20 protein-coding genes are annotated in these 23,689 nt (G+C 71.9%); 12 read left to right on the forward strand and 8 right to left on the reverse strand.

The features are described 5' to 3' along the window. The first annotated feature begins 119 nt into the window (after positions 1 to 119). From ACWD2L_RS26325 to ACWD2L_RS26340, 4 genes are all read left to right on the forward strand, one after another. The gene (locus ACWD2L_RS26325; RefSeq protein WP_451191769.1) at positions 120 to 836 is read left to right on the forward strand and encodes an MIP family channel protein; all 717 of its coding nucleotides are present in this window, start codon (positions 120 to 122) and stop codon (positions 834 to 836) included. Between the two features lie 6 nt (positions 837 to 842). Then, positions 843 to 1,847 (forward strand): non-homologous end-joining DNA ligase, encoded by a 1,005-nt coding sequence (gene ligD / locus ACWD2L_RS26330; RefSeq protein ID WP_451191772.1) that lies wholly within the window; start codon positions 843 to 845, stop codon positions 1,845 to 1,847. Positions 1,848 to 1,926: 79 nt separating this feature from the next. After that, positions 1,927 to 2,583, forward strand: coding sequence for a GntR family transcriptional regulator (locus tag ACWD2L_RS26335; protein ID WP_451191775.1), 657 nt, complete (start codon positions 1,927 to 1,929; stop codon positions 2,581 to 2,583). Between the two features lie 63 nt (positions 2,584 to 2,646). After that, positions 2,647 to 3,924, forward strand: a complete 1,278-nt coding sequence (locus ACWD2L_RS26340) for an MFS transporter (protein WP_451191778.1) — start codon at positions 2,647 to 2,649, stop codon at positions 3,922 to 3,924. Here the strand turns inward: ACWD2L_RS26340 and ACWD2L_RS26345 are convergent. The 5 genes from ACWD2L_RS26345 to ACWD2L_RS26365 form a co-directional block, all read right to left on the reverse strand. After that, a complete protein-coding gene (locus ACWD2L_RS26345; RefSeq protein WP_451191781.1) occupies positions 3,902 to 4,861 on the reverse strand; it encodes an Lrp/AsnC family transcriptional regulator in 960 nt (319 codons plus the stop codon). The two genes, ACWD2L_RS26340 and ACWD2L_RS26345, sit on opposite strands and share 23 nt — an antisense overlap. 140 nt (positions 4,862 to 5,001) lie before the next feature. Beyond that, positions 5,002 to 7,287, reverse strand: coding sequence for a DHA2 family efflux MFS transporter permease subunit (locus ACWD2L_RS26350; RefSeq protein ID WP_451191947.1), 2,286 nt, complete (start codon positions 7,285 to 7,287; stop codon positions 5,002 to 5,004). Between the two features lie 303 nt (positions 7,288 to 7,590). Further along, the gene (locus tag ACWD2L_RS26355) at positions 7,591 to 8,289 is read right to left on the reverse strand and encodes a GntR family transcriptional regulator (RefSeq protein ID WP_451191784.1); all 699 of its coding nucleotides are present in this window, start codon (positions 8,287 to 8,289) and stop codon (positions 7,591 to 7,593) included. A gap of 36 nt (positions 8,290 to 8,325) precedes the next feature. Next, positions 8,326 to 9,096 carry a maleate cis-trans isomerase family protein gene (locus ACWD2L_RS26360; RefSeq protein WP_451191788.1) on the reverse strand — a complete coding sequence of 257 codons (771 nt, stop codon included), beginning with the start codon at positions 9,094 to 9,096 and terminating at the stop codon, positions 8,326 to 8,328. A gap of 123 nt (positions 9,097 to 9,219) precedes the next feature. Continuing rightward, positions 9,220 to 10,125 carry a maleate cis-trans isomerase family protein gene (locus ACWD2L_RS26365; RefSeq protein WP_451191791.1) on the reverse strand — a complete coding sequence of 302 codons (906 nt, stop codon included), beginning with the start codon at positions 10,123 to 10,125 and terminating at the stop codon, positions 9,220 to 9,222. 369 nt (positions 10,126 to 10,494) lie between these two features. On the opposite strand from ACWD2L_RS26365, the gene ACWD2L_RS26370 reads away from it, so the two are divergent. Together ACWD2L_RS26370 and ACWD2L_RS26375 are read left to right on the forward strand one after the other, a co-directional pair. Further along, complete coding sequence (locus ACWD2L_RS26370; protein WP_451191794.1) at positions 10,495 to 11,502, forward strand: D-2-hydroxyacid dehydrogenase; 1,008 nt, start codon at positions 10,495 to 10,497, stop codon at positions 11,500 to 11,502. Then, on the forward strand, positions 11,499 to 12,971 hold the full coding sequence (locus tag ACWD2L_RS26375) for an amidase (protein WP_451191796.1): 1,473 nt from the start codon (positions 11,499 to 11,501) through the stop codon (positions 12,969 to 12,971). The genes ACWD2L_RS26370 and ACWD2L_RS26375 overlap by 4 nt, the downstream gene beginning before the upstream one ends. Before the next feature lie 83 nt (positions 12,972 to 13,054). Here ACWD2L_RS26375 and ACWD2L_RS26380 read toward each other — a convergent pair whose 3' ends face one another. Further along, entirely contained in the window at positions 13,055 to 14,026 is a 972-nt protein-coding gene (locus ACWD2L_RS26380) for an alpha/beta hydrolase family protein (protein WP_451191798.1), read from the reverse strand. A gap of 71 nt (positions 14,027 to 14,097) precedes the next feature. Between ACWD2L_RS26380 and ACWD2L_RS26385 the strand changes: the two genes are divergently transcribed. The 4 genes from ACWD2L_RS26385 to ACWD2L_RS26400 all read left to right on the forward strand — a co-directional run bounded on the left by ACWD2L_RS26385 (position 14,098) and on the right by ACWD2L_RS26400 (position 16,612). After that, positions 14,098 to 14,475, forward strand: a complete 378-nt coding sequence (locus ACWD2L_RS26385) for a MerR family transcriptional regulator (RefSeq protein ID WP_451191800.1) — start codon at positions 14,098 to 14,100, stop codon at positions 14,473 to 14,475. A 9-nt stretch (positions 14,476 to 14,484) separates the two neighbouring features. After that, positions 14,485 to 15,000: a putative immunity protein gene (locus ACWD2L_RS26390; RefSeq protein ID WP_451191802.1), complete on the forward strand. Its 516-nt coding sequence runs from the start codon at positions 14,485 to 14,487 to the stop codon at positions 14,998 to 15,000. Between the two features lie 86 nt (positions 15,001 to 15,086). After that, positions 15,087 to 15,704: a TetR/AcrR family transcriptional regulator gene (locus tag ACWD2L_RS26395; RefSeq protein ID WP_451191804.1), complete on the forward strand. Its 618-nt coding sequence runs from the start codon at positions 15,087 to 15,089 to the stop codon at positions 15,702 to 15,704. Continuing rightward, positions 15,701 to 16,612: an SDR family oxidoreductase gene (locus ACWD2L_RS26400; protein ID WP_451191807.1), complete on the forward strand. Its 912-nt coding sequence runs from the start codon at positions 15,701 to 15,703 to the stop codon at positions 16,610 to 16,612. Before ACWD2L_RS26395 ends, ACWD2L_RS26400 begins: the two co-directional genes overlap by 4 nt. A 72-nt stretch (positions 16,613 to 16,684) precedes the next feature. On the opposite strand, the gene ACWD2L_RS26405 is transcribed toward ACWD2L_RS26400, so the two are convergent. Together ACWD2L_RS26405 and ACWD2L_RS26410 are read right to left on the reverse strand one after the other, a co-directional pair. After that, on the reverse strand, positions 16,685 to 17,206 hold the full coding sequence (locus ACWD2L_RS26405) for a DUF3830 family protein (RefSeq protein WP_451191809.1): 522 nt from the start codon (positions 17,204 to 17,206) through the stop codon (positions 16,685 to 16,687). A gap of 68 nt (positions 17,207 to 17,274) precedes the next feature. Further along, the gene (locus ACWD2L_RS26410) at positions 17,275 to 18,759 is read right to left on the reverse strand and encodes an NAD-dependent succinate-semialdehyde dehydrogenase (RefSeq protein ID WP_451191812.1); all 1,485 of its coding nucleotides are present in this window, start codon (positions 18,757 to 18,759) and stop codon (positions 17,275 to 17,277) included. 165 nt (positions 18,760 to 18,924) lie between these two features. Between ACWD2L_RS26410 and ACWD2L_RS26415 the strand changes: the two genes are divergently transcribed. Next, positions 18,925 to 20,193: an aspartate aminotransferase family protein gene (locus ACWD2L_RS26415; protein ID WP_451191815.1), complete on the forward strand. Its 1,269-nt coding sequence runs from the start codon at positions 18,925 to 18,927 to the stop codon at positions 20,191 to 20,193. A 479-nt stretch (positions 20,194 to 20,672) separates the two neighbouring features. Beyond that, positions 20,673 to 23,621 (forward strand): FAD-binding and (Fe-S)-binding domain-containing protein, encoded by a 2,949-nt coding sequence (locus tag ACWD2L_RS26420; RefSeq protein WP_451191818.1) that lies wholly within the window; start codon positions 20,673 to 20,675, stop codon positions 23,619 to 23,621. Positions 23,622 to 23,689: the final 68 nt, after the last annotated feature.

Raw genomic sequence — 23,689 nt, forward strand, 5'->3', positions numbered from 1 at the left:
CACCCCCCACCTGTCACTCGAACGGCGGTATTCAAACCGCCTCGCTCTGCGCGAGCCGCCCAGGCACGTGAGCCTCGCAAGTAAGCGACCGTACTTTCGAGGTGGTGGAGATGCAGGAGATGCAGACGAGAGCTGTCATTTCGGAATTTCTCGGCACGTTGCTACTGGTGTTCTTCGCCGTCGGATCAGCGGTCCTGGGAGCCCAGTTCATCGGCACCCTCGGCATCGCCCTCGCCTTCGGATTCACCCTGCTCGCCCTGGCGTACGCCCTCGGCCCGATCTCCGGCTGCCACGTCAACCCGGCCGTCACGCTGGGCATGCTCTGCGCCCGCCGCATCGACGTGGCGACCGCCGTCCGCTACTGGATCGCCCAGTTCGTCGGCGGCATCGTCGGCGCGGCCCTGCTGTTCCTGCTCGCCAAGCAGGTGCCGGGCCTCCAGACCAAGGGGACGTTCGGCTCCAACGGCTACGGCGACCGCTCCGACGTGCACATCAACATGGGCGGCGCGTTCCTCGCCGAGGTCGTCCTGACGTTCCTCCTGGTGTTCGTGGTGCTCGCCGTGACCCACCGCGTGGCCGTGGTCGGCTTCGACGGACTGCCCATCGGTATCGCCCTCGCCGTGATCCACCTGGTCGGCATCCCGCTCACGGGCACGTCCGTCAACCCGGCGCGCAGCCTCGGCCCGGCGATCTTCGCCGGCGGCGACGCACTGTCCCAGCTCTGGCTGTTCATCGTGGCGCCCCTGGTCGGCGGCGTGATCGCGGCCCTGGTCCACCAGCTCACCCACCCCTCGGGCGAGGAGCGCACCATCGCCGACGAGGCGTCCGCGGCCTGACGACACATGACGGGCCTCCTGGACACACTGCCGCCCGAACTGGAGAAGCGCGTCCGTGACGCGGCCCCCGGCATCGAACTCGCGGCCTCGCCGATGCTCGCGACACTCAGCGACCGCCGGGAGTTCGCGAAGGGCTGGATCTTCGAGCGGAAACTGGACGGGATCCGCGTCCTCGCCGTCCGCGAGGACGGCCGTACCACGCTCCGCTCCCGCTCGGGACGGCGCCTCGACGCCACGTACCCCGAGATCGTCGAGGCCCTCGACGCGCAGGACGCCGCGGACTTCACCGTCGACGGCGAGATCGTCGCGTACGCGCACGGCCGCACCGACTTCTCCCGCCTCCAGCAGCGAATGGGCCTGACCAGGCCCGGGGATGTGGCGGCGAGCGACGTGGCGGTGAAGTACTACGTCTTCGACCTGCTGCGCGTCGACGGCGCGGACGTCCGCCGCCTGCCCCTGCGCACCCGCAAATCCCTGCTCCGGCAGGCCCTCACCTTCACCGACCCCCTCTGCTTCAGCAGCCACCGCAACGAGGGCGGCGCCGAACTCCTCGCCGACGCCTGCGAACGCGGCTGGGAGGGACTCATCGCCAAGCGCGCCGACAGCACGTACCAGCCGCGCCGCTCCGGCGACTGGCTGAAGCTGAAGTGCGCCCACGGGCAGGAGTTCGTGGTCGGCGGATTCACCGAACCCACCGGCAGCCGGGAGGGCATCGGCGCACTCCTCATCGGCTACTACGAGGGCGACCGGCTGCGCTACGCGGGCAAGGTCGGCACCGGCTTCGACCGGCGCACCCTCCTCGCCCTGCGCGCACAACTCGACGAACTCCGGCAGTCCCACTCGCCGTTCACCGACCGCGTCGCCGAGCGCACCGCGCACTGGGCGCGGCCGCGGCTCGTCGCACAGATCGAGTTCTCCGAGTGGACCCGCGACGGCATGCTGCGTCACCCCCGCTACCAGGGACTGCGGGACGACAAGGGCCCGACCGACGTCGTCAGGGAGCACACGTGAGCAGGACCGCCGGTGCCGCGACGAGGAGAGGGACAAGTCATAGATACAAGCTTGTATCTATGGCTGATAGGGTCCGGTCATGCCTCGGACCCAGCCTCAGCAGACGAAGTCGACGTCGGCGGCCACCACCGTCTACGCGGTCACCAAGGAACTGATCCTCACCGGTGAGCTCCCCGGCGGCAGCCTCATCAGCGAGGGGGAGATCGCCGAGCGCGTGCAGGTGAGCCGCACTCCCGTGCGGGAGGCGTTCCTGCGGCTCGAGTCCGAGGAGCTGCTGACGCTGCATCCCAAGCGCGGCGCCGTCGTCGTGCCCGTCCCGCCGGGGGAGGCGGCGGACGTGCTGGAGATGCGGCAGGCCGTCGAGCAGTCGGCGGCCGAACGCATCGCGCGCGTCGGCCTCACCCCCGAACACGAGGCGCGGCTGCGTGAACTCATCGCCCGCCAGCGGGAGTTGGCGGCAACAGGCGACGTGCGCGCCTTCGCCGTCGCGGACGAGGCCTTCCACCGCGGAGTCGTAGAGGCCTCGGGGAACGCGATCGCCGCCCGCTTCTACGAGACCCTCGGCGACCGGCAGCGCCGCATGAGCGTCTCCGCGCTCGGCCACCGACCCGAGCGGCTGCCCGGCCTCGCCGACGAGCACGAGGCGTTGCTCGGCCACCTCGGTGCCCGGGACGGCGCCGCGTTCGCCGAAACCCTGCGCGCCCACCTGGCCGCCACACACGGCCACCAGCACTGAACAACCCCCGCACCCCCGCACCCCCACTCCAGAACTCACCCCTGAAAGAGCCCTGCCCTCACGATGCTCGACACGCAGACCGCCCAGCAGCCGGCCGAATCAGCGGCTGCTCCCGTCCAATCCGGCCAGTGGCGGACCGTCGCCGCGGCGATGTTCCTCTGCGGCTGGGGCGGCAACCAGTTCACGCCGCTCCTGCTCATGTACCGCGAGTTGGGCGGCTATTCGACGCTCAGCGTCGACGCCTTCCTCGGCGCCTACGTCGTCGGCCTGGTCCCCGGCCTGCTGCTCGCCGGGCCGATATCCGACCGGCGCGGACGACGACCGGTGATGATCGCCGGGGCCGTCGCCTCCATCCTCGCCAGCCTTGTCCTGTGCTTCGGCGAAGAGAGCGCCTGGCCCATCTACGTGGGTCGTCTGATGACCGGCGTCGCCGTCGGCATCGCCATGGCCGTCGGCAGCAGCTGGGTCAAGGAACTGTCGACCGGTGCGGACGCGGGGGCCGCCGCGCGCCGCGCCTCTCTGTGCCAGACGGCCGGCTTCGGCCTCGGCGCGGGCGTCGCCGGCGCCCTCGCCCAGTGGGGCCCCTGGCCGATGGTGACGCCGTACGTCGTCCACATCGTGCTCACCGCCGCGATCCCGGTGCTCCTGCTGCGCATCCCCGAGACGCGGACCGCGGTGCGCGGCGCGGCGGGCTCACTCCGGGCGTTGCTCGGTGAACTCGCCGCCGACCTGCGCATCCCCGCTCCCGCCCGCCGCCGCTTCCGCTGGGTGGTGTTGCCCATGGCGCCGTGGGTGTTCGGCGCCGCCGGGCTCGCCTACGCGGTCATGCCCCAGCTCGTCGACAACCAGGTCGGCCACTGGGGCCTCGCCTACGCGACCGCGCTCACGGTGCTGACCCTGGGCACCGGCGCCGCCGTGCAGCCCCTGGCCAAGAAGCTCGACAACCGCAAGGGCTCCCGCGGAGGCCGCGCGCCGGTCGCGGCCATGTCCGTCATGCTGCTCGGCACCGTGCTGTGCGCCGTCAACGCCGCCGTTCTGTCACCGTGGCTGGCGGGCGCCGCGGCCGTCGCGCTCGGCGCCGGATACGGCATCGCCGTCGTCTCCGGCCTCCTGGAGATCCAGCGGATGGCGGGCCCGGACGATCTCGCGGGCCTGACCGGCATCTACTACACGCTCGCCTACGCCGGGTTCCTGCTGCCCACCGTCCTCGCGACGCTGTCGGCGTGGCTGCCGTACTCGGTGATGCTTGTCGCGATCGCCGTCGTCGCCCTCGCCTGCCTCGTGCTGGTTACCGTCGGTGGACGCGCCACGCAGGAGGTCAGCGGCCCGGCTCGTACGTGAGCTGCTTGACCTGACGTACGAAGAGGGCGCTCTCCACGGACCGCACGCCGGAGAGTGCCCCGATCCCCTCGCTCACGTACGAGTACAGCTCGCGGGTGTCGCGGTGCACGGTCGCGGCGAACACCCCGGCCACCCCGGTCACCGCCGCGGCGAACCGCACCTCCGGGTGGGCCGCCAGGGACTCGCCCACGGAGGCGAGCGCGGACGGGGCGACGGTCAGCCACAGCGCCGCCATGACCGAGCGGCCGAGCAGTTCGTGGGTGTGCTGCACGTCGAGGTAGAGGACCCCGCTCGAACGCAGCCGGTCCAGGCGGCGCTTGACGACCGACTCCGACTGGCCGGTGGCCGCCTGGAGTTCGGTGAGCGCCACCCGGCCGTCCCGGCGGAGCAGCGCCAGGAGAGTCTCGTCCACCTCGTCGAGGACCGGTGGCGGAGCCGACGGTTCGACGGCCGGCACCCGCAGCGCCGCCTCCTGGTCCGCGTCGAGCGCGTTGATCTTGTTGAGCCAGCCGACCGGGCCACCGTAGAAGGGATGCAGGACGCACTGCGCGGTCGCCGACGTGACGAGAGGCGTGCGCTGGAGACGGGCCAGGAGGAGTTCGTCCTCCTGGCCGCCGCGCGGTCTGATCGAGCACAGCACTTCCGTGCCGCCGGAGAGCAGTCCCACGTACGACGTGTCGGTACGCCGCGCGAGGGCGCCCGCCAACTGCTCCGCGCCGTCCGGGGCGCAGCCCAACCGGACCAGCCAACTGCTGCGCCCGAGCAGCGCCTCGTCGGTGACGCCGATGACCCGCAGGCCCACGCTCCCGCGCAACCGTCGGAATCGGCGGGCGACGGTCTGGTCGGAGACGCCGAGGACGGCCGCGATCCGGCTGAACGGCGCCCGCCCGTCCAACTGCAGCGCCTGCAGCAACTGCAGGTCGAGTGCGTCGGGCACGTGCGGCTCCGGGGGCGTTGTCATGACGTGTGGGCCTACGCGTGATCGTAAAGGAGCCGGCAGCGGCGGGCGGACGGCGCCTTCGCGAAACGCGTGAGCCCGGGACCGCCTGACGCGGTCCCGGGCTCATCGCCTTCACCTCAGCCGTGCGGGTGCGCCAGGTCCAGGTCAAGGGCCTCCACTGCGCGGCCGTTCACGGACACCGTCCGGGTCGAGGCCGGATATCCGGTGGCGACCAGGGCGTACTCGCCCGCGTCCAGATCACCGAAGGCGTACGCGCCGTCCGAGCCGGTGGTCGAGGTGCCCACCACGTTCCCGGCCGCGTCCAGCAGTGTCACGCGCGCGTCGGACAGCGGCCGCAGCTCCGCCTTCGTACGGATCCGGCCTTGGAGGCGGACGCCCGGACTGAGCGCGATGTCCGGCTGGACGGTGGCGGACTTGGCGGCCTGCGCCGCGACGGCGGTGGGCCGGAAACCCTCCGCTGTCACGGAGACCGTGATCTCGCCCTCGGCGATGTCCCCGAAGACGTAGCTCCCGGAGGCGTCGGTGACCCCGGTCGCCAGCACGTCGCCGCGAACGTCCGTCACCGTGACGACGGCGTCGGCGAGGGGGAGTCCGTCGTCGGCGCCGACGGCCTTGCCGGTCATGCTGCCCGCGCCGGACAGCAGGATGTCGTGCTCGGTCGGGCGGCCGGTGAGGACGAGGTTCGTCGCGTGCGGGTGGTGGCCGTCCGCCGTCGTGATCAGCACGTGGGCGCCGGGCCCGGGAACGGGCAGGCCGTAGTGCCCTTCGGCCCCGGCGACGGCGCGCGCGAGCTGCCGACCCGTGGGCGAGATGAGCGTGAGCACGGCGCCCGCGAGGCCCGCGCCCGCCGCGTCGCGCACGGTGCCGGACAGGGCGGGCTCGGCGGAGTCCACCGCTTCGACCGGCTCGGGTGCCGGAGCCGTCCGGGGCGCCGGCTTCGGGCGGCGCAGCAGCACCGCACCGACCAGCGCCGCGAGCACCGCCAGCGAACCGGCCACGATCAGGCACAGCTGCATCCCGTCGAGGAACGACTCGGACAGCGCGCCGAGCGCCCGCCCCCGGTCCGCCCCGAGATCCAGCTGAGCGACCGCCCCGAGCCCCTGCGCCTCGGCCGCACCGACGACCCGCTCCGCCGCGGACCCGGTCACCCCGGCATCGGCCAGGTGCTCGCCCAGCGACCCCGTGGACCTGGACGTGAGCAGCGCACCCAGGATCGCGGGACCGAGCGCGCCGCCCACCTGCCGCAGCGCGTTGTTGCCCGCCGCCGCCATGCCCGCCAGATGGTGCGGCACGGAGGAGACCGCGGTCGCCGTCATGGGCGTGACGACGAGACCCATGCCGAGCCCGAGCAGGGCGAGCCGCCAGGCCATCGGGCCGAACGAGGTGTCGGCGGTCAGTGACGTCAGCGAGAACAGCGCGCCCGCCGCGCACAGCAGGCCCACGGTGATCAGCACGCGCGGCGAGATCCGGTGCATCACACGCCCGGCCACCGGGCCGACGAAGAAGCACACCCCGGTCACCATCAGCAGCCGGTACCCGGCGTCGAGGGTGTCGAGCTGCTGCACCATCCCGAAGTAGAGGCTGAGCACGAAGAAGAACCCGATGAGCCCCATGAAGGTGATCATCGCGATCAGGGTCGTCGCGCTGAACCCCGCGCTGCGGAAGAGGCCGAGGTCGAGCATCGGACTGGCGCTGCGCCGCTCGAAGACGATGAAGGCGATCAGGGCGACCACGGCGAGCCCCAGCGCCACCAGCACCCGGGTGTCCGTGAAGGAACCGGCGCCGCCCTCGATCACTCCGTACACGAGCGCCGTGATGGCGACCGTGGCGGTGATCTGCCCCGGCCAGTCGAGTGCCCGGGCCTGCGGGGAGCGGGAGTCCTTGACCAGCCGGGCGGCGACAGCCATGGCGATCAGCGCCACGGGTATGGACGGCAGATAGATCCAGCGCAAGTCCGTGTGGGCCAGGATCACGCCCGAGATCAGCGGGCCGACGGCCAGCGCCGCCATCAGCGACGAGGCCCACAGGCCGACGAACTTGCCGCGTTCCCGCGGGTTGGGCACCGCCTGGCTGATCATCGCCAGCGTCGTCGGCAGCAGGGCGGCCGCACCGATCCCGGCCAGCGCCTGACCGGCCCACACCACCTCGACCGACTGCGCGCACAGTGCCGTCGCGGCGCCGATGGCGGTGAAGGCCAGGCCTGCCTGGAACACCTTCTTGCGCCCGTGCACATCGCCGAACACGCCCGCCGTCAGGATGAGCGCCGCCATCGGCAGGACGAACGCGTCGGACACCCAGGACAGCTCGGAGGTGGACGCGCCGAGCGCGCGCTGGATCGCCGGGAGACTCACCGACACGGAGGTCACCGGCAGATAGGCGACGAACACTCCGACACAGGCCATGACGAGGGTGACGGCCCGCCGCTCCTGTGTTCCGTTCGCCGTTGTCGCCACGTTCACGAAGACTCTCTCCTGCGGCGCCGTGCGCCGCGCTCGACATTTCCGACCTCGTGCACCCTCCGTCCTCGGGTGGCATCGAGGCCAGCCAGGGTCGCCGAACCACGGAAAACCGATGCCGGGGTGCCCGTATTCACGGATTTCCGACAAGCGGCAAGACATGCGTGCTGCCGGGCATGCGAACGGCCCCCGGCGGTGGTTCGCCAGAGGCCGTGGGTGTTTCGTGCGCGGTGCGGGTCAGCCCGCGGGTCAGCCCGCCACCGCGTCCGGTTCGACCGGCGCCTGCGCGGCCTCGCCCGTGAGCCGGGTGACCGCGTCCTGCATGTGCGCGTCGAGGAGCGTGAGCAGCCGCTCCTCGTCCTCGTCGCGCATTGCCTCGATCAGCTCCGCGTGCTCCTCGACCAGCGCGTCCGGATCGGGATGGTCGTCGGTGAGGACCGACAGGCACATCCGCGTCTCCACGAAGAGGGTCTGCGCGATGCGCTGCAGCCGCGGACTGCCGGACTCCTCGACGAGCACCTGGTGGAAGTCCATGTCGGCGGCGCTCAACGCCGCGTCGTTGCCGCGGCGCGCCGCCGACTCCATCCGGCGGTGCGCCTTCTCCAGATGGTTCGCCGTGCTCTGCGGATCCTGCTGCAGCACGAGGCGGCAGGCCGCGGACTCCATGGCGGTGCGCGCCAGATAGATGTCGCGCACGTCGTCCTCGTCGAGGCGGGTCACGAAGACGCCGCGATGCGGTGCGCTGACGGCGATGCCCTGCTGCACGAGGCGTTGCAGCGCCTCCCGCAGCGGGCCCCGGCTCACGCCGAGCTGGCCCGCCAGCTCGGCCTCGCCCAGCTGGGTGCCGGGGGCCAGGGTGCCGTCCATGATCGCTTCGGTGAGCCGGGCGGCGATGACGGTCGCCGCCGGTTCACGCTTGACCGGTCGCAGCGCTTTCGCAGTGGCCATATTCAGTTCGGTCCTCTGATCGGCGCGGCCGCCGCCTCAGGCGGTCGCGGGTGTCGGGGAATGGGGTGTGCGGGAGAGCCGGAACAGCGAGCCCAGGCCCTCGCGAGGCGTCTCGTCGCCCGCGAGCCGCAGACCTTCCCAGGCGGTGACCTGGTTGGCCGTCAGGACGGGCTTGCCGACTGCCTCCTCGAGGTCGTCCAGCCAGGCGGCGCTGTGCAGCGCCGTGTCCGGCAGCAGGATCGCCTCGGCGTCCGGGTGGTCGTTCTCCCGCGCCAGCTCGATGACCTGCTCGCGGCCCAGCGTGCCGACCTCGGCGGCGGTGATGATGCCCTGGCCCGACACCGAGACGACCTCGGCGCCGTGGTGCTCCAGGAACCGTACGAAGTAGCCCGCCACGTCGTCCGGGTACGTCGCGGCGATGGCCAGACGGCGCACCCCGAGAGCCTGTACGGCATGCGCGAAGGCGAAGGACGTCGAGGAGGCCCGCTCGACCGGAAGGCCCGCCGCCTCGGCGAGTTCGGCGACCTGCCTGCGCGCGCCGTCGGGGCCGAAGATGAAGCTGGCGCTGGTGCACGCCCAGATCACCACGTCCTGCGGCTGGGCGAGCAGCTCACCGAGTGCCGCCTTGAGACGGTGCGTGGAACCCATCTCCAGGAGGTCGTCCACCCGGTGCGCGTCCACGCCGATGTCCGTGTGGACGAGCGTGAGCCGGGCGCCGCCGCCGATCATCCGCTCGAGGCGCGGGTAGTCGTCCTCAGCGGAGTATCCGGGGTACAGGAACCCGACTCGGGTGGTCTTCTCGCTCATACGTCTGACGTCCTTTCGTGCAGGCAGTGTACCGGGAATCCGGTCAAATGTAGATTGTTGACAGTGTGAAAAGCGGCAGCGCCACGGGTGTGGCGCTGCTCAGGGGTTCAAGGCCTCAGGGGCTCAGCCGAGATCGAGGTCCGCGGTCGGCTCGTCCGGGGGAGCGGCCGCCGTCGCCTCCGGTGCGGCGATCTGCTCCCAGTCGGCGGCGGCCTCCCGCACGACGGCCGCCGCGGCCGCGGGCGGCGCGGGAGTACTGCCCCGCCCGCAGTACGGCGCGAGTGCCGCCCGGGCCGCCGGGTCGATCAGCGACTGGTAGTCACCCGCCGCGCCGGCTCCCGCGTTGCGCAGCGCGGCCCACATCGTGACCTGGTTCGCGGAGATCACCGGGATCCTGAGCTCCGCCTCCAACTGGGGGATCACGTCGTACGTCGCCAGGTTGGTGCAGCTGATGAAGAGGCAGTCCGCGTGCGTCAGGTCCGCCGAGCGGGCCAGTTCCACCACGTTGCGATAACCGACCTTCCAGATCTCCCCGGTCAGGCCCATGTACTGGCGCCCGACGACGTCCACGCCCGCCTCGCCCATGAAGTCGGCGAGCGAGTCGGTCAGGGACGCCGTGTACGGCGTGATGACGCTGACCCGGCGCGCCCCCAGCTCACCGAGGGCCTCGAGCAGCGCCCCGGACGTGGTAACGGACGGCGCGCCGCGGCCCGCTCCGCTCATGGACACGCACATCGCGCGTTCGTGAGCCGTGCCGCCGACGAAGCTGCCGGATGTGCAGGCGTACGCGAAGGACGCGGGCTGTACCGCGTCGAGTGCCATGACGGCGTTGTGCAGGGTTTCGTGCTCGCTGATCAAGCGAGCCATGTCCACGCTGACCTCCACGGGAACGTACGGGGTGCGGGTCAGGTGGAGGGAGATCTCCTCGGGGGTCCAGCGCCACAGTTCGCGGTCGAGCGCGAAGTCGAACGGGGCGACTACGCCGATGCCGCGCTGCGGGACGGGTCCGCCGAAGGTCGTGATGTCCAATGCAGTGCCCCTTCGTGGCTGCACGCGTACGGGATGCGGTCGTACGCCTGAGGTGGACGTGAGATGGCAGGTGGTGCGGAGGGGAGTTGTTTTGCCGGACGGCCCGAGGGTAGGGGAGTGGGCCCGCGGTTCGCCTGTAGATTGTTGACAACGTAAAGATCGGCTGCTTAGCGTGTCAATCCCCTACGCGGGGCGGCTCGTTCGTCGTGGTGAAAGCCTCGGTAAAGAGCCGGGGAAATCAGCCCGGGGGATGGCCCTTCCCCAGCCCCTCACGGGGCTTCGTTCCTCCATGGTCAACCCTCGAACCGCACCTCGCATACCGTCCGCTCCAACCGTCGCCGCATCCGCCGGGCGACCCGAAGGACCGCCGTGCCGAAGACCGAGAAATCCCGCGTTCTGGTGCTCGCCGACCACCGGCCGAACGGCCTGGAGGAGGTGGCCGACCACGCCGAGCTCGTCTGCATCCCCGAGGACCGACTCGCCGCGGAACTGCCGCACGCCGACGCGCTGTTGGTATGGGAGTTCGGTACCGACGCGCTGCCCGGCGCCTGGCCCGAACACGGCGGACCGCGCTGGGTGCACACCGCGAGCGCCGGCGTCGACCGGCTGATGTTCCCCGCCCTGCGCGACTCAGACGCCATCCTGACCAATTCGCGCGGCGTCTTCGAACAGCCCATCGCCGAGTACGTCGCGGGTCAGGTCATCGCCCTCGCGAAGGACTTCGCCGGCACCTACGACCGCCAGCGCGACCACGTCTGGCGGCACCGCGTCACCCAGCGGGTCTGGGGGACCCGCGCCGTCGTGCTCGGCGGCGGGCCCATCGGCCGCGCCGTCGTCCGCACCCTGCGCGCGCTCGGCATCGACACCGACCTGGTCGGACGGACCCGCAGGGAGGGCGACCCCGAGGTCGGCACCGTGCACGCCTTCGACGAGCTCGACACGCTGCTCGCGCGCGCCGACTGGGTGATCTGCGCGGCGCCGCTCACCGAGCAGACGCAGGACCTGTTCGACGTGGCCACGTTCGGCCGTATGAAGCGCGGCGCCCGTTTCGTCAACGTGGGGCGCGGCCCCATGGTCGTCGAGAAGGACCTCCTCGCGGCGCTCGAAGAAGGTCACCTGGGTGGCGCCGCGCTCGACGTGTTCCGGGAGGAGCCGCTGCCCGCCGACAACCCGCTGTGGGACGCGCCGAATCTGCTGGTCTCCCCGCACATGTCGGCCGACACCGACACCTGGCTCGACGACCTCGCCGAGGTCTTCGCCGACAACTTCACGCGCTGGCGCGCGGGCCGCCCGTTGCGCAACGTCGTGGACAAGGAACTGGGTTACGTACCGGTCGCGGACGCCCCGCAGGCCGCAGCAGAGGAGGGCTCCCGATGACGAGCACGACCAGCGCGACCGCCGCTACCGGTACGAACACCCCGGCTCCCCAGGAGCCGTACGCACTGACCGCCACCGAACTGCTCGCCGCCTACGAGAGCGGTGACCTGTCACCGGTCGAGGCCACGGTCTCCGTGCTCGACCGCATCGAGTCCGTCGACAGCAAGCTCAACGCGTTCTGCCTCGTCGACCGGGACGAGGCGCTCGCCCAGGCGCGGGCGAGCGAGGAGCGGCGCCGGCGCGGCGAGCCCCTCGGACTCCTCGACGGCGTACCCACGTCCATCAAGGACCTGATGCTCACCAAGGGCCACCCCACGCTGCGCGGCTCGCTGACCATCTCGCCCGACCGCGAGTGGGACGAGGACGCGCCGTGCGTCGCCCGAATGCGGGACCAGGGAGCCGTGTTCGTCGGCAAGACGACGACGCCGGAGTTCGGCTGGAAGGGCGTCACCGACAACCCGCTGACCGGCGTCACCCGCAACCCGTGGGACCCGTCGACCACGGCCGGCGGATCGTCGGGCGGCAGCGCGTCTGCCGTCGCCGCGGGCATGGCCCCGCTGTCCATCGGCACCGACGGCGGCGGCTCCGTGCGAATCCCGGCCGCGTTCTGCGGCATCTTCGGCATGAAGCCCACGTACGGGCGGATCCCGCTCTACCCGGCCAGCCCCTTCGGCACCCTCGCCCACGCGGGGCCGATGAGCCGCACCGTGGAGGACGCCGCCCTCCTCATGGACGCCGTCACGGGCTTCGACAGCCGCGACTGGTCGGCCCTCGAAGCGCCGCGCGCCGGCTACCGGGCCGCCGTCACCGAGGCCCTCGCCGGCGGCTCCCTGCGCGGACTGCGCATCGCCTACGCCCCGACCCTCGCGAAGGCCCCCGTGGACCCGCAGGTCGCCGAGCGCGTCGCCGCCGTCGCCCGACTCCTGGCCGACCTCGGAGCGGATGTCGAAGAGGCCGACCCCGGCTTCAGCGACCCCGTGGAGGCGTACCACACGCTGTGGTTCTCCGGCGCCGCCAAGGTCGTCGAGCACCTGGGCCCCGAGCAGTTCGCCCAGCTGGACGCCGGGCTCCAGGAGGCGTGCCGCGAAGGCGCCGCGAAGAGCGCGCTCGACTACTTGAGCGCCGTCGACACGCGCATGGCGCTCGGTGTGCGCATGGGGCGCTTCCACGAGACGTACGACCTGCTGCTCACGCCCGCGGTGCCGATCCCGGCGTTCGAGGCGGGCGTCGAGGTGCCGGCCGGCAGCGGGCACGAGCGGTGGACCGGCTGGACCCCCTTCACGTACCCCTTCAACCTCACCCAGCAGCCCGCCTCCACGGTGCCCTGCGGCGTCACGAGCGCGGGACTCCCGGTGGGCGCGCAGCTCGTCGCCGCGCGCCATGGCGACGAGCTGGTGCTGCGCGCGTCGGCGGTGCTGCACGCCGCGCTGCGCGGGTCGGGAGTGGTGGACACGGCGCCGGTCGGCTGACGGGCCGCTGCCGCAAGGGAGTTGCGGGCCATGCGCGTGATGGACGCCCCACCGCCCGCGACGCCGTGCCCTGACACACACCGTCAGGACGGCATGTCCGAGGCGCCCTTGGACTCCAGGCGTCCCAACGGGTGCGTTCCCTCGGCGAGTTCGGACCGGGCTGCCGCCCAGTCGGAGTCGCCGAGGCCGAGGACGTGGCGCAGGTAGGCCGTCGTGACGTCCTGGACCAGGGCGACGTGCGCCGGGTTCTCGTCGGTCGTCTCCGCGGCACCGTAGCCGGAGATGCCACCGAGGAAGTGCTCGGCCCCGAACAGTGTGAGCAGGCTCTTGTCGCCGGGGCCGAGGGTGTACGGGTCGGTCGTCCACTCCGCGCCCCGCACGGTCAGCGGCAGCTCGTCCTTGTCGCCCGCGACGACCAGCGCGGGAGCGGTCATCCGCGTGAAGTCGGGATGCCGCAGCCAGGGGAGGTTCTCGGCGGCGTAGCGAGTCAGGGAGTCGCCGCCGCTCCCGGCCGTGGCCAGCAGCACGCCTGCCCGGACGCGTGGATCGGACAGGTCATCCGCGATCCCGGTCTCCGGATCGCCTACCCGCAGCCCGAGCAGCATGCCCGCCGTCTGCCCACCGAAGGAGTGCCCGGCCACGGCGACGTGCCCCCGGGCCACGCGGCCCCGCAGACCGGGAACGGCCGCCTCGAGCACGTCCAGGTGGTCGAGCACGAGCCTCATGTCCTCGACCCGGTGCCGCCACATGTGGGGCCTGCGCGGATCGGCCGCCGCGAGGCCGAGCGTCCGGGAGTCGAGATGGGTCGGCTGCACGGTGACGAAGCCGTGCGCGGCCCAGTGGTCGGCCAGCGGACCATAGCCCTCCAGCGACGAGCCGAACCCATGCGCGAGGAGGACGACCGGCAGGTCCCGTCCGCTCACCGGCGCGGTGACGCGTACGCGCAACCCGCCGTCGTGATGCGGCGCCGGCAGCACGACCGGCTTGACGGAGACGATGCGGGAGGGCGTGGTGCCGGAGAAGCGCGAGGTGTCCAAGGCGTTCAAGGTGTCCATACGCGTACGCTAAAACCTGACGTCTACGTTAGAGGCAAGGCCTGGCGTCGGACCGGCCAAGGAGGCGCACGGTGCGTATCGGAGAGCTCGCCACCAGGACAGGCGTCAGCGTCCGGGCGCTGCGCTACTACGAAGAGCACGCACTGCTCGCCGCGGACCGCAGCCCCAGCGGGCAGCGGCGGTACGCGCAGGACGCGGTCGACCGGGTCCTGCTGATCCAGCAGCTCTACGCAGCCGGCCTGTCGAGCCGCACCATCGTCGAACTCCTGCCGTGCGTCGTCGACGGCACCGCCACCCCCGAACTGCTGAAGCGCCTGTCGGCCGAGCGGGACCGCGTCGACCACAAGATCACCGAACTCGCCGACACCCGGGACCGCCTCGACTCCGTCATCGTCGGAGCGACGAAGAACCTTCGCACCGGGCGGTCCTGCCGCGCGTCGGCGCCGTAAGGTTGCCCCGTGATCCTGCCCAAGATCCGCGACCCCCGCTTCATCACGCTGCGCCGCGGGGGGACGCTCACGGACGACGACCATCACCTCCTGGCCCTGTGGGCGGCCGACTGCGCCGAGCGTGTGCTGCCGCTGTTCGAGGCGGTGGAGCCCCTCGACCGGCGTCCCCGAGAAGCGATCGAGCAGGTTCGGACGTGGACGCGCGGCGAGATCAGGATGTCCGACTCCCGCTCGGCGGGCGGGCATGCGATGGCCGCGGCGCGGGTGCTGAGCGGCGCGGCCCGGCACGCCGCCTTCGCGGCGGGCCAGGCGGCGGTCGTCGCGCACGTCGCCGCGCATGAACTGGGCGCGGCGGCGTACGCGATCAAGGCCGTCCGCGCGGCGGCGCCCAAGAGCGCTGCCGAGGAGGCCGGCCGGGCCGAGTGCCGCCGACAGCGGGCCGCGCTCCCGGACGCGATTCGCGAACTCGTCCTGGACGATCAGCGGTTGCGCAACGACATCTGCTGGTCGGTCTTCGACTGTTGACGTGGGCCGTGGGCCGTGGGCTATCGGGGGAGGCCCCTGCGTGCTTTAATAAATGAACAAGCATTTATTAATGGAGGGTGGCGGAGATGGCACGTCCCCGAGGCGTCGAGGACGAGGTGATCCTCCGGGCGGCAGTGGAGGTCATGGGTCGGGGCGGGCCCGCGGGGCTCACACTGGCCGCCGTGGCGCGCGAGGTCGGCATCGTCCCGGGAACGCTGGTGCAGCGCTTCGGGTCCAAGCGCGGTCTGCTCCTGGCGCTCGCCGAGCGGTCCGAGAGCAGCGCGCGCGCGAGGGCCGACCGCGTGCGGCGCTCGCACACATCGGCGCTCAGGACGCTGGTGGCGCTGACGGTGGAGTCGGCGGCCGTGATGGCCACGCCGGAGCGCTTCGCCAACCACTTGGCGTTCCTGTGCATGGATCTCGGCGACCCCCAGCTGTACGAGAGCGCACTGGCCGTTCACCGCACGCAGTTGGGGTTGATCGAGGAACTGCTGACGGAGGCGGCCGGCACGGGCGAACTCCGGGCCGCGACCGACACCGCCGCACTCGCCCGCACGATCCGGGCGATCACCGCGGGTGCGGGCCTGACCTGGGCGCTCGAACGGGAGGGTGGTCTCGAGCAGCGGCTGCGCCAGGAACTCGACGCCGTACTCTCCCCGCATCTTCCGACAGGCACAGCCACCACCGATCCGGAGGAATCATGACGACCGACGCACGTCCACTCGCGGGACGGACAGCCCTCGTCGCCGGCGGTACAAGGGGCGGCGGCCGGGGCATCGCCGTCCAACTCGGCGCCGCGGGCGCGACGGTGTACGTCACCGGCCGCAGCAGCAAGGAGGGGCGCTCAGACCTGGACCGCCCGGAGACCATCGAGCAGACCGCCGAGCAGGTCGACGCCGCGGGCGGCCACGGCATCCCCGTCCGCACCGACCACAGCCGACCCGACGAGGTCCGGGCCCTCGTCGACAGGATCGCCGCCGAACAGGACGGGCGGCTCGACATCCTGGTCAACTCCGTGTGGGGCGGAGACCCGTTGACCGACTGGGAACACCCCATGTGGGAACAGGACCTGGACACCGGCCTGCGGTTGCTGCGTCGGGCCGTGGAGACCCACATCATCACCAGCCGGTACGCGCTACCCCTGATGGTCGCCCGCAAGAGCGGCCTCGTCGTGGAGGTCACCGACGGCAACACCGCGCGCTACCGGGGCACGCTCTTCTACGACCTGGCGAAGTCCGCGGTCATCCGCCTCGCCGTCGCCCAGGCCGAGGAACTCCGGCCCCATGGCATCGCGGCCGTCGCCATCACGCCGGGGTTCCTGCGCTCGGAGGCGATGCTGGAGGGCTTCGGAGTCACCGAGGCCAACTGGCGCGAGGGCGCGGCCCGCGACCCGCACTTCGCCTACTCCGAGACCCCGGCCTACCTCGGAAGGGCTGTCGCCGCACTGGCCGCGGACCCGGACGTCATCGCCAAGTCCGGGCGGGCGCTGGCCACATGGGGCCTGTACAAGGAGTACGGGTTCACCGACGCCGATGGTACGCAGCCGGATTTCGAAGCGCACTGGGCCGCGGCCCTGGAGGGGGAGTACGGGCCCCTCGGGGACCCTCTGTAGCCCGGCACGGACCGGACGCGAACGGGGCGGGCCGGAGAGTCCGGCCCGCCTCGTCCGCTCCTGCCCGGGCACTCACTCTGCGCGCGTGAACCGCAGCGACTCCCCGACCGCGCCCGTCCGCCACAGGTCCTGACAGGCCTCGGCGAGCCGGTCGAGGCCGTCGACGACCGTGCCCCAGACGATGCCGGGGACCCAACCCTGGTCGCCGTTGATGAGGAGGTTGTTGCGCTCGTAGAAGAGGGCTAGGTCGACGACGATGTCGCGCTCGGCGTGCGCGGCCTGGTTGCCCTGCTGTTCGGCGGCGGCCTCGTAGCCGTAGGAAGCCGTGCTCATCTGGGTGTTGGAGAACGTGAAGTAGCACAGGTCGCCGGGGATCGGCGTGATCGTCGGGTTCTCCAGCGGGGGCTCCTGCGGGGCGAAGGCCGGTACGAGGGTGTAGATCTCGTTGCGCGCGTACTTCGCGTGGTAGACGTCGCTGCCCAGCGGCAGGGCGTTCCAGATCGCCTCGCAGGTGATCGGGGCACGGTCGTCGAGCAGCTTGGCGGTGGCGGTGACGCCGCGCTTGGGCAGGGAGACCTCGATGAAACGGTCCATGGGTGCAGTCGCTCCGGTCTGGTCGGTGATCAACTTAACGGGAAGGTAGGTCGGTTGGCGTCCGCCTGTCAGCCGAGTGGCATCGCCAGGTAGCGCGTCTCCAGGAACTCGTCGATGCCGACCCGGCCGCCCTCACGGCCGAGGCCCGAGGCCTTCACGCCGCCGAACGGGGCCGCGGGGTTGGAGACGACGCCCTTGTTGAGGCCGACCATGCCGGTCTCCAGGCGCTCGGAGAGCCGGAAGGCGCGCTCCAGGTTCTCTGTGAACAGGTAGGACACCAGGCCGTACTCGGTGTCGTTGGCCGCGGCGACGACCTCGTCCTCGTCGGTGAAGGTGAGGATCGGGGCGACCGGGCCGAAGATCTCCTGGCTCATCAGGGCGGACTCGGGGGAGACGCCGGTGAGGACGGTCGGCGTGTAGAAGTAGCCGTCGCCCTCCGCGCGTTCGCCGCCTGTGAGGACCTTCGCGCCGCGCTCGACGGCGTCCGCGACCAGCTCCTCGACCTTGCCGCGGCCGTCCTCGTCGATCAGCGGGCCGACCGTGACGCCGTCCTCGGTGCCGCGCCCGACCGCGAGCCCCGCCATCCGGGCGGAGAGCTTCTCGGCGAACTCGGCGGCGACCGACTCGTGCACGTACAGGCGGTTCGCGGCCGTGCAGGCCTCGCCGATGTTGCGCATCTTGGCGGCCATGGCGCCCTCGACGGCCTTGTCGAGGTCGGCGTCCTCGCACACGATGAACGGCGCGTTGCCGCCCAGTTCGAGGGAGACCCGCAGGACGTGCTCGGCGCTCTGCTCGATGAGCAGGCGGCCCACTGCCGTGGAGCCGGTGAAGGACAGCTTGCGGATGGTTCCGCCGCGCATGAGCGGCTCGACGACCTCGGCGGGACGGGACGTGGTCAGCACGTTCAGGACGCCCGCGGGCACGCCCGCCTCCGTCATGATCTCGGCGAGCTTCAGCATCGTCAGCGGCGTCTGCTCGGCAGGCTTGATGATCATTGTGCAGCCCGCCGCGATCGCCGGACCGATCTTGCGGGTGCCCATGGCGAGGGGGAAGTTCCACGGCGTGATGAGCAGGACCGGGCCGACCGGGCGCTTCATCACGACGAAGCGGTCCTTGCCGTCGGGGGAGGCCTGGTAGCCGCCCTCGATCCGGACGGCCTCCTCGGCGAACCAGCGGAAGAACTCGGCGGCGTACGCCACCTCGCCGCGCGCCTCGGAGAGCGGCTTGCCCATTTCGAGTGTCATCAGGAGGGCCAGCTCGTCCTGGCGCCGCATGAGGAGTTCGTAGCCGCGGCGCAGGATCTCGCTGCGCTCGCGCGGCGCGGTGGCGGCCCAGGTCTCCTGCGCGGCGGCCGCGGCCTCGGCGGCGGCGCGCGCGTCCTCGGCGCCCGCGTCGGCGACGGTGCGCAGCTCACGGGCGACCGAGGGGTCCTCGACGCCGAAGGTCGCGCCGGAGGCCGCCGGGCGCCAGCTGCCGCCGATGAACAGTCCGTCGGGCACCGACGCGACGACGGTCCGCTCGCGGTCTGTCTGCTGTTCGGTCACTGCACTCACTTCGACTCCCGTGGTTTTGTAACTCCCGGCCCGGCTCACTCGTGGACAGCCGCGGAATTGCATGCTTGCATGAGTGTAGGTTGTTGACAATCCTACGACGCAGCCCGATGTTGATCTCCGTAGAAGATCCGTGAAGTACCACGGTCACCGAGCGAGGAGCCGTCCATGAGTGCCTTGTCCCCCGTCCTCAAGCAGGCCACCCCCGTCCTGGCCGAACGCGGCGAGGGCGTCCATCTCTACGACGAGTCCGGCCGCGCCCACCTGGACTTCACCGCCGGCATCGGTGTCACGTCCACCGGGCACTGCCACCCGAAGGTGGTCGCCGCAGCTCAGGAGCAGGTCGGCAAGCTCATTCACGGCCAGTACACGACCGTGATGCACAAGCCGCTGCAAACCCTCAGCGCGCGCCTCGGCGAGGTACTGCCGACCGGGCTCGACTCGCTCTTCTTCGTCAACTCTGGTTCGGAGGCCGTCGAGGCCGCGATGCGCCTCGCCAAGCAGGCCACCGGTCGGCCCAACATCGTCGCCTTCCAGGGTGGCTTCCACGGCCGTACGCTCGCCGCCGCGTCGATGACCACGTCGGCCACCAAGTTCCGCTCCGGGTACGGCCCGCTGATGTCGGGGGTGGCGCTCGCGCCGTTCCCCAACTGCTTCTACTACGGCTGGGACGAGGAGACCGCGACCAAGTTCGCGCTGCGCGAGCTGGACCAGCTGCTCGCCACCGTCACCACGCCCGCCGACACCGCCGCGTTCATCGTGGAGCCGGTCCTCGGAGAGGGCGGCTACGTTCCCGCGAACACGGCCTTCCTGCGGGGCTTGCGCGAGCGCGCCGACCGGCACGGCATCCTGCTGATCATCGACGAGGTGCAGACCGGGTTCGGGCGCACCGGCAAGTTCTGGGGCCACGACCACTTCGACGGCAAGCCCGACATCATCGTCACCGCCAAGGGACTGGCCAGCGGCTTCCCGCTGTCCGCGATCGCCGCGTCCAAGGAGCTGATGTCGCGGGCATGGCCCGGCTCGCAGGGCGGTACGTACGGCGGCAACGCGGTGTCGTGCGCCGCGGCCATCGCCACGCTCGACGTCATCCAGGAGGAGAAGCTCGTCGAGAACGCCGCCGAGCGCGGCGAGCAGCTCTTCGCAGGCCTGCGCGAGGTCGCCGAGAGCTACCCCGTCGGCGAGCAGGGCGGCATCGGCGACGTGCGCGGCCTCGGTCTGATGGCGGGCATCGAGTTCGTCGACGCCGACGGCGAGCCGGACGGCGCCACCGCCGCTCGCGTGCACGCCGCCGCGTCCGAGCGTGGCCTGCTGCTGCTCACCTGCGGGACGCAGGGCCAGGTCGTCCGGATGATCCCGCCGCTCGTCGTGAACGGCGAGCAGATCGACGAGGGCCTGCGGCTGTGGCGCGAGTCGGTCGCGGCGGTCCTCGGCTAGGGCCTCCGGCGGATTGCGGGCGGCGTCGCGGCGCTGTCCGTAGCCCACCGTCGCCCCGGCCGGCCGCCGCCGTGCCGGGGCGACGGTGCGTCAGATGGGGGGCACGGTCCGGTGTGGGAGGCCACGCCCAGGTACTGGGCTCCGGTGCTCCGTCCCGCCGGGGCGACCGCGCTTCGCTCGCGCCGGGGGAACAGGACTCGCCCGTGTCGGGGCAACACGCCTCACCGGTGTCGGGGCGACCGCGCCTCGCCCGTGCCAGCGCAACACGCCTTGCGCGCACCGAAGGAACACGCCTCGCTCGCGCCGGGGCAATAGGCCTCGCCCGTGCCGGGCACCCGCCAACCCCTCCTGCCGGGCAACCGGCGTCCCTCTTACCGGCCACCCGCCACCCCGTGATCCCGCAATTCCGCCACCCCGCCGCAGCGATCTTGAGACCCTCACCTCCAACAGCAGCACCCCGCCCGCCCGAAGGAGCCACCATGTCCGCCCCCGTCGCCACGACCGGATCCGCCGCGCCTCGTCCCGACGTACCCGACCCGGCGACGTTGCAGAAGCTGGAGCGCGCGCTGCGGGAGGCCGTGCCGCACGGTGAGGTCGCCTTCGGGAAGCGGCGGCGCGCCGAGTACGCGCAGGACGCCTCCGTGTACCGGCAGGTGCCCGCGGCCGTCGTGCTGCCCGCCGACACGGACGAGTTGGCGGCAGCGCTGGCCGCCTGCCACGGACTCGACGTCGCCGTCACCCTGCGCGGCGCGGGCACCTCCATCGCCGGGCAGGCCGTCGGCGACGGCGTCGTCATCGACACCTCCCGCAGCCTCAACCGCATCGTCGAGATCGACGCCGAGGCACACACCGCCCGCGTCGAACCCGGCGTCGTCCTCGACCGCCTCCAGGACGCCTGCAAACCGCACGGCCTGCGCTTCGGCCCCGATCCCTCCACGCACGCCCGCTGCACCATCGGCGGCATGATCGGCAACAACGCGTGCGGCACGCACTCGGTGGCCTGGGGCCGTACCGCCGACAACATCGTCGAACTGGAGGTCCTCACCTACGACGGCGAGCGCATCCGGCTGCGTTCCCTCGAGGCCGACGAACTGCAGCACGTCATAGACGAGGGAGGGCGAACCGGAGAGATCCACGCCCGCCTGCGCGACCTGCGCGACCGCCATCTGGCCATGCTGCGCACGGAGTTCGGCCGCTTCCGCCGCCAGGTATCCGGCTACAGCCTCGAACACCTGCTGCCGGAGCGGGGCTTCGACCTCGCGGCGGCGCTCGTCGGCACCGAAGGGACGTGCGCGGTCGTCGTCTCGGCCACCGTCAAGCTCGTCGACCTCCCCGCCCGCCGGACCCTCGTGGCGCTCGGCTTCGCCGACCTGCCCGCCGCGGGCGACGCCGCACGCCACGTCCTGCGCCACGAACCCATCGCCTGCGAGGGCCTGGGCGCCGACCAGGTCGCCGCACTGCGCCGCAACGTCCCCGACGCCCGCCCCGAGGAGATGCTGCCCGAGGGCGCGGGCTGGCTGCTGTGCGAGTTCGGCCACGCGGACACGACACCCGACCCGGAGGCCGAACGGGCGCGCGCGGAGGCGCTGTTGAAGGACACAGGCGCCGTCGACGTACGCCTCGTACAGAGCCCCGCCGAACAGGCCGCCCTGTGGCGCATCCGCGAGGACAGCTCGGGCCTCGCCACCCGCGCCCCCGACGGCTCCGAGGCCTGGCCCGGCTGGGAGGACTCCGCCGTCCCCGTCGAACACCTCGGCGACTACCTGCGCGACCTGGCCGCCCTCCTGGAGAGCCACGGCCTCCAGGGCACCCCGTACGGCCACTTCGGCGAGGGCTGTGTGCACATCCGCATCGACTTCGACCACGGGACGGCCGAAGGCGTGCGGATCTTCCGTACGTTCATGAAGGACGCGGCCGAACTCGTCGCCCGGCACGGCGGCACCCTCTCCGGCGAGCACGGCGACGGACAGGCCCGCGCCGAATTCCTGCCCCTCGTCTACAGCGAGGAGGCCCTGGCGGCCTTCGGCGAGTTCAAGGCGATCTGGGACCCGGAGAACCGGCTCAACCCCGGCATCCTCGTCCACCCCCGGCCCGCCGACGAACGCCTGCGCATCACCGCGGGCCACCGCCCCACACTCTCCCTGACGACGACCCTCGCACTCGAAGAGGACGGCGGCGACCTCTCGAAGGCGCTGCGCCGCTGCGTCGGCATCGCCAAGTGCCGCACCGCGTCCGGCGGCGTGATGTGCCCCAGCTACCGCGCCACCGGGGACGAGAAGGACTCCACGCGCGGGCGCGCACGCGTGCTGTACGAAATGGTGCAGGGCGACGTCATCACCGACGGCTGGCAGTCGGAGGAGGCCGCCGAGGCGCTCGACCTCTGCCTGTCCTGCAAGGGCTGCAAGAGCGACTGCCCCGTGGGCGTCGACATGGCCTCCTACAAGGCGGAGTTCCTGCACCACCACTACAAGGGCAAGCGCCGCCCCGCCTCCCACTACGCACTCGGCTGGCTGCCCCTGTGGTCCCACCTCGCGGGCCTCGCGCCGAGCCTCGTCAACGCGGTGACGCGCAACAAGAAGGCGGCTTCCCTCCTCAAGAAGGCGGGCGGCATCGCCCCGGAGCGCCCCGTCCCGCCCTTCGCCGCACGCCGCTTCCGTACGAGCTTCAAGAAGCGCCGCAACGCGCCGGCCCCCGGCAGCCGGGGCAAGGTCCTCCTCTGGCCGGACACCTTCACCGAGTTCATGTCGCCCGAGGTGGGCCGCGCGGCCGTCGTCGTCCTGGAACACGCGGGCTTCGAGGTGATCCTGCCGCCCGACCGCCTGTGCTGCGGCCTGACCTGGCACACCACGGGCCAACTCGACATGGCCAAGAAGGTGTTGGACCGCACCCTCAAGGCGGTCGACCCCTACCTCAAGGAGGGCATGCCGCTGATCGGCCTGGAACCCAGCTGCACCTCCCTGTTCCGCACGGACGCCACGGAGCTGTTCCCCGGCGACCCGCGCGCGAAGCGCCTCGCCGACCAGACCATGACCCTCGCCGAACTCCTCGACCAGCGCGCCCCCGACGTCGACTTCGGCCACCTCGACGACGTCACCGCCCTGACCCAGACCCACTGCCACCAGCACGCCACACTCGGCAGCAAGGCGGACGACCGAGTGCTCGCCCGCGTCGGCGTGGACAGCGGCCGCCTCGACTCCGGCTGCTGCGGCCTGGCCGGCAACTTCGGCTTCGAGGACGGCCATTACGACGTGTCGGTCGCGGTCGGCGAACAGGCGCTGCTCCCGGCCCTGCGCGAGGCGGCCGACGACACGGTGGTCCTCGCGGACGGCTACAGCTGCCGCACCCAGATCACCCAACTCTCCGACCGCCGCCCACGCCACCTCGCGGAACTCCTCAGGGACGCGCTGAGGACACGCCGCGACAACTGACCGGCCCCCGTCGCATACCGATGAGTTCTGACGCACCCGCCGGTCTATGGGTGAGAGTGGGCGCAGAG

The organism is Streptomyces sp. NPDC002754, from assembly GCF_053592315.1.